Here is a 4,744-nt window from a genome sequence, read left to right as displayed (position 1 = left end):
TGCGTTCTTTTTTTTGGGGGGGGGTGTGGTCTTTGCCCCCCCCGCCGCCCCCCCCCCCCCGGGGTCTGGGGCGGAGCCCAAGGGGGTCGGGCGCAGCCCGGCCCGTACCTCAGGCGCCCGCCGCAGCGCCCAGGTCCGGCGCGGGCCGGCCGTCGAAGAGGGCGGCCGTGCCGGTCAGTTCCAGCAGGCGGCTGACCGGCGGAGCGGCCGCGCTGATGGTCAGGGAGACACGCTCGCGCCGAGCCCGGCGACGGGCACGCAGCAGGGCGTTCAGGCCGGAGCAGTCGCAGAAGGTGACGGCGGACAGGTCCAGGGCGATCTCGCACCGGCCCCGGCTGCCGGCCAGGGCGGCCGCCAGGGCCTGCCTCAGGTGCACGGCGCTGTGCAGATCGATCTCGCCGCTGACGGCGATGACCACGACTCCGCTCACGGATGACGTCACGGTGATGCCGAGGCCGGGGTCCTCGAGGTCCTCGACCGGGCGCGGCGCCGACACGGACGGAGATGCGGACGCCGGTCGGACGGCTGTGGTGAAGGGATTCATATGCCCCCTCCAGGACCGAATGTGGTGCCTGGACAGCATTGTGAACAGCCGTCCCTTATACGTCAATAATTACCTGAAAATCGCCGCGTATGATCGCATCCCGGTACCAATAGGGGCAGACTAGGTGTATGCGACATGTGCGTGCTCAGCGCTCGGAGTGGACCTTCCTCACCAACCACGCCCGCGTCCTGCTCGCCATCTCCCGCGACCCGGGCATACGGCTCCGCGATGTCGCCCTGACCTGCGGGGTGACCGAACGGACCGTCCAGGCGATCATCGCGGACCTCGAGGAGGCCGGGTACCTCACGCGCGAATCCCGCACCGACGACGGCCGTCGCAACCGCTACGGCATCGTCCCCGGTTCCCTCTTCCGCCACCCCGCCGAAGCGGGCCACGAGATCGCGGGCCTCCTGGCACTCCTGTCCCCCCAGCACCACGACAGCGCCACGCAGCCCGGCTGACTCCGCCGCCCTTCCCGTCACGGCAGCGGCCCCGTCACAGCAGGGGCGCCGCCCAGCCCGGCAGGTCCCGGGCGGCGGGGCGCGGCGGCCGCGGGTCGCTGGTGATGCCGATGCCGCCCGCCGGGTCGCCGTACGTGAAGCTCGCGGACCACCACAGCCAGGAGCGCACGAACAGGTTGGCGCTCCACGCGAGCGCGAGGCCGCCCCGCTGGGCGGGGGATTCGTACCAGTAGGCGGACAGGACCACCGACCGCGAGACGGCCTCGTCCACGTCCGACGGGCGGGAGTCGGAGGTGAGCCCGGCGGCCACGACCGAGGCCGCGAACCGGTTGCCGGCGAGCAGTCCGCCGCCCTCGCGGACGACCGCGTCGCGCAGCTCCGCCGGCAGGTCCGCGGCCGTCCGCTCCAGCCGGGCCAGCAGCTCGGGCACCCCGGGATCGGCGGCGGTGTCCCGGCCGGGAACCACCCGTAGGTCGTCGAGGAGTGCCGGGTCCTGCGCCGCACCGGAGGCCAGGACGTGCAGGTAGGCGAGCGTGCGCAGGGTCTGCCACCGGCAGAGCGTGTCGAGCAGCGTGATCCGCGAGCTCCGGAACGCCAGCCGGACCGGCCAGTCGGCAGCCACGACCTCGTCCGCGAGGGCCCTCAGCTGCGCGGACACCGGAGCCGGGAAGACCAGGCGGTGACCGGGCTCGTCGTAAGGGGACGGCTTCGAGTGAAAGCCCGGCCACGCCCCGTCCGGGCCCCGGGGGTCCCGGTCCGTGGTCCCTTCGGTCAGCCCCATGTGTCGTCCCCTCCAAGTCGGTCGGCTCCCCGGGGAAACAACGCATTTCAAGCCATGTCCGGTTCCGCCTCCCCTGTACTGGAGTCGGAAGCGGCGGGATCCGCCGCCGCCGCGCACAGGGCCGCGCTCAGATAGCGGTGGACGACGTCCAGTTCCGCCGGGGTGAAGTCCTCGGCCGCGGCGACCAGGTCCCCGATGAGCGGGCCGAAGAAGGCCCAGCCGAGCTCGACCGCCTTCTGCTCCACCGTCAGCAGCACCCGGCGCCGGTCCTGCCCGTCCCGCTCCCGGCGGACCAGCCCCAGTCGCTCCAGCCGGTCCGCCAGGGCCGTCACGCCCGCGGAGTTCATCCGCAGCGCGTCGCCCAGCCGTCCCGGAGTCGCCTTCGTCCCGGCCCGCGCGGCGTCCAGCAGCCAGATCAGGGCCCGCAGGTCGGTCGGGTGCAGGCCGTGCGCGGCCGCGAACTCCGCGCCGCGAAGGTCGAATTCCACGGTCAACGCACGCAGGAGGTGGACCAGCCGCATCTCGGGGGAAGTGTCATTGCTCACTCGGCTAGTATCTCGCTCAGCGAGAGAACTCGTCAAAATGGTGATCCTTGCCCTACCCGTGTCCGGAGGAGCCGTGCCCCCTTCCACCGCCGAAGCCGCGTTCCATGCCGCCTACGACGCCCTGCTCGCCCGCTGGCCCGCCGACACCGACGAGCTGGACGTCCCGACCCCGTACGGGACCACCCGCGTCCACGCCTGCGGCCCCGAGGACGCCCCGCCGCTGCTCCTCCTGCACGGCGGCGGCGCCACCGGGACCGTCTGGTTCCGGACCGCCGAAGCCCTCGGCGACGGCCACCGGATCCTGGCCGTCGACATCCTCGGCGACACCGGCCGCAGCGTCCCCGCCGGGCTCCCGCTGCGCACCCCCGCCGATCTGATGGCGTGGCTCGACGCGCTGCTCGACGCCCTGGGCCTCGGCCGGGTCCACCTGCTGGGGCACTCCTACGGCGCCTGGATCGCCCTCACGTACGCCCTGCACAGCCCGCACCGCGTCGACCGGATGGTGCTGCTCGACCCCACGCAGTGCTTCGCCGGATTCCGCCCGGCGTTCCTGCTGCGGTCGCTGCCCGTGCTCGTACGGCCGACGGCGGCCCGCGCGCTCGCCTACCTGGACCGCGAGACCGCCGGCACGGACACCGACCCGGGGTGGAAGCGGCTGTACGCCCTCGCGGCCGAGGCGTCCGCGGGCCGCCGTCGACCCGTGGTGGGCCGGCGCCCGGACCCCTCGCCGCTGCGGGCGCCGCTGCTGGTCCTGCTCGCCGGACGGAGCGCCGTCCACCGCGCGGCGGACGTCGAGGCCCGTGCCCTGCGCGCGGTCCCGCACGCGCAGGTGGAAACGCTGCCGCAGCTCAGCCACTTCGCCCTGCCCACGGAGATCCCCGCCGAGGCGCACGACCGCATCGCCGCCTTCCTGAGGTGAGCGGCGGCCGCGGCGGCCGCCACGGGTGCGGGCGCCGCGGAGGCACCCGCACCCGGGCGTCACGCGTCAGCCCGTCAGCCCTTGCCGAGGAGCTTGTTCATCTGCGCGATCTCGGCGGACTGGGAGGTGACGATGGCCTCGGCCATCGTCTTGGCCTCGGGGAAGGCACCCTCGGCCTGCTCCGTCCTGGCCATCGCCACGGCGCCCTCGTGGTGCTTGATCATCAGCTCCATGAAGGCGGTGTCGAAGGCCTTCCCGGACGCGCCCTTCAGCCGGTCCATCTCCTGGGCGCTCATCATCCCGCCCGCACCGGAGGCGCCGTGCGCGGAGTGGTCCATGGCGCCCTCGGCGGGCACCTGCTCGCCCCACGAGGAAAGCCACCCGGACAGGGTCCTGATCTCCGGGTCCTGGGCCTTCTTGATGTCCTCGGCGAGCTTCTTCACCTCGCCGGACTCGGCGCGCGTGGCCGCCAGGTCCGCCATCTCCACCGCCTGGCGGTGGTGCGGGATCATCCCCTTGGCGAAGGCGGCGTCCGCCGCGTTGTGCCCGCCCTGCGGGGCGGGGGCGGAAGCCGGCGCGGAAGCGGACGGGGCGGTGCTGCCGCCGGCGTGCGCGCCGCTGTGGCCGACGGAGTTGTCACTGCCCTGGTCCGTGCCGCAGGCCGCCAGCACGAGGGCGGCTGCCCCCGCGGCGACGAGGGCGGCGGTACGGCGGACGAGGGAACGCTTGCTGCTCATGGTGAGGTGGCTCCTTGGTGCGCAGCCTTCCCGGTACGGGGGCGTGCGCGGGGTACGGATGGAGAGGTGTCCGCGGGCACGGCGCCGCCCCCGGTCGACGTCGGGGACGTCGGGGCTCGGGGCGTGGCGGGCCGCGCGGGCTGCTCTAGATCCGCAGGAGCTGCAATTCGGCCAGATCGGGCGGAGCCCGGCCGTTCAGCGCCGACCGCGGTGCCGTCCCGGCGAGCGGGGGCAGCGCGGTGGCCTCGACGAGGGCGGCGGTCAGGGCCGGGGGCGCATAGGCCGAGACGGTCCCGGCCGCGGCGCAGGTCCCGTCGGCGTGTTCGAGGTGGCCGGAACCCCCGTCGGGATGCGCACAGCCCTCGTCGTGCTCGGACACGGAGGCGGCGTGCGCGCCGTGATGAGCCGAAGCCGAAGCAGAAGCCGCAGCGGTGGCCGGGGCGGGGGAGAGGGCGTGCATGCCGAGTACGCCGGCCAGGACGACCAGCACCAGCAGCACGAAGCCGCGCCCGGCGGGGCGGCGGCTCGTCGGCTGCGCGGCAAAGGTCACGCCCACATCGTACGGCCCCGGCCCCGCGATCCACGCCGTGGCCGACCCGACCCGCGCGGCGCGCCCGGCGCGCCCTGCCTCCCGCCCCGGCCGGAGCCCCGGATGCGGCCGGCCGGAGGCGGGGGCGGGGGCCGGACCGTCAGTGGGGGGGGGACGTCTCGCGGTGGTGGGGGACCGGCGGCGGGGTGGGGGCCGGGGCCGGGGCCG

At 74.6% G+C, this 4,744-nt stretch carries 7 protein-coding genes; 2 read left to right on the top strand and 5 right to left on the bottom strand.

Annotation, left to right across the window (positions count from 1 at the left end):
* Positions 1 to 109 precede the first annotated feature (109 nt).
* The gene (locus tag AB0F11_RS37545; protein ID WP_362184235.1) at positions 110 to 496 is read right to left on the bottom strand and encodes an STAS domain-containing protein; all 387 of its coding nucleotides are present in this window, start codon (positions 494 to 496) and stop codon (positions 110 to 112) included.
* Positions 497 to 672: 176 nt separating this feature from the next.
* On the opposite strand from AB0F11_RS37545, the gene AB0F11_RS37540 reads away from it, so the two are divergent.
* On the top strand, positions 673 to 1,005 hold the full coding sequence (locus tag AB0F11_RS37540) for a helix-turn-helix domain-containing protein (RefSeq protein ID WP_362184232.1): 333 nt from the start codon (positions 673 to 675) through the stop codon (positions 1,003 to 1,005).
* Positions 1,006 to 1,039: 34 nt separating this feature from the next.
* Here AB0F11_RS37540 and AB0F11_RS37535 read toward each other — a convergent pair whose 3' ends face one another.
* Both AB0F11_RS37535 and AB0F11_RS37530 read right to left on the bottom strand, forming a co-directional pair.
* Positions 1,040 to 1,786 carry a hypothetical protein gene (locus tag AB0F11_RS37535; RefSeq protein ID WP_362184229.1) on the bottom strand — a complete coding sequence of 249 codons (747 nt, stop codon included), beginning with the start codon at positions 1,784 to 1,786 and terminating at the stop codon, positions 1,040 to 1,042.
* A 47-nt stretch (positions 1,787 to 1,833) separates the two neighbouring features.
* Positions 1,834 to 2,331: a MarR family transcriptional regulator gene (locus tag AB0F11_RS37530; RefSeq protein WP_362184226.1), complete on the bottom strand. Its 498-nt coding sequence runs from the start codon at positions 2,329 to 2,331 to the stop codon at positions 1,834 to 1,836.
* Positions 2,332 to 2,404: 73 nt separating this feature from the next.
* Here AB0F11_RS37530 and AB0F11_RS37525 point away from each other — a divergent pair, with 73 nt between their 5' ends.
* The gene (locus AB0F11_RS37525) at positions 2,405 to 3,250 is read left to right on the top strand and encodes an alpha/beta hydrolase (protein WP_362184223.1); all 846 of its coding nucleotides are present in this window, start codon (positions 2,405 to 2,407) and stop codon (positions 3,248 to 3,250) included.
* A gap of 74 nt (positions 3,251 to 3,324) precedes the next feature.
* On the opposite strand, the gene AB0F11_RS37520 is transcribed toward AB0F11_RS37525, so the two are convergent.
* Both AB0F11_RS37520 and AB0F11_RS37515 read right to left on the bottom strand, forming a co-directional pair.
* A complete protein-coding gene (locus tag AB0F11_RS37520; protein ID WP_362184220.1) occupies positions 3,325 to 3,987 on the bottom strand; it encodes a DUF305 domain-containing protein in 663 nt (220 codons plus the stop codon).
* Positions 3,988 to 4,132: 145 nt separating this feature from the next.
* Positions 4,133 to 4,537 (bottom strand): DUF6153 family protein, encoded by a 405-nt coding sequence (locus AB0F11_RS37515; protein WP_362184217.1) that lies wholly within the window; start codon positions 4,535 to 4,537, stop codon positions 4,133 to 4,135.
* Positions 4,538 to 4,744: the final 207 nt, after the last annotated feature.

This window comes from Streptomyces sp. NPDC032472 (assembly GCF_040636955.1).
Classification (GTDB): domain Bacteria; phylum Actinomycetota; class Actinomycetes; order Streptomycetales; family Streptomycetaceae; genus Streptomyces.
This window is presented reverse-complemented; position numbering and strand designations above follow the sequence as displayed.

Coding starts and splice junctions, on each gene's coding strand:
- AB0F11_RS37540 (WP_362184232.1), top strand. CDS start 673: ATGCGACATGTGCGTGCTCAGCGCTCGGAGTGGACCTTCCTCACCAAC.
- AB0F11_RS37535 (WP_362184229.1), bottom strand. CDS start 1,786: ATGGGGCTGACCGAAGGGACCACGGACCGGGACCCCCGGGGCCCGGAC.
- AB0F11_RS37520 (WP_362184220.1), bottom strand. CDS start 3,987: ATGAGCAGCAAGCGTTCCCTCGTCCGCCGTACCGCCGCCCTCGTCGCC.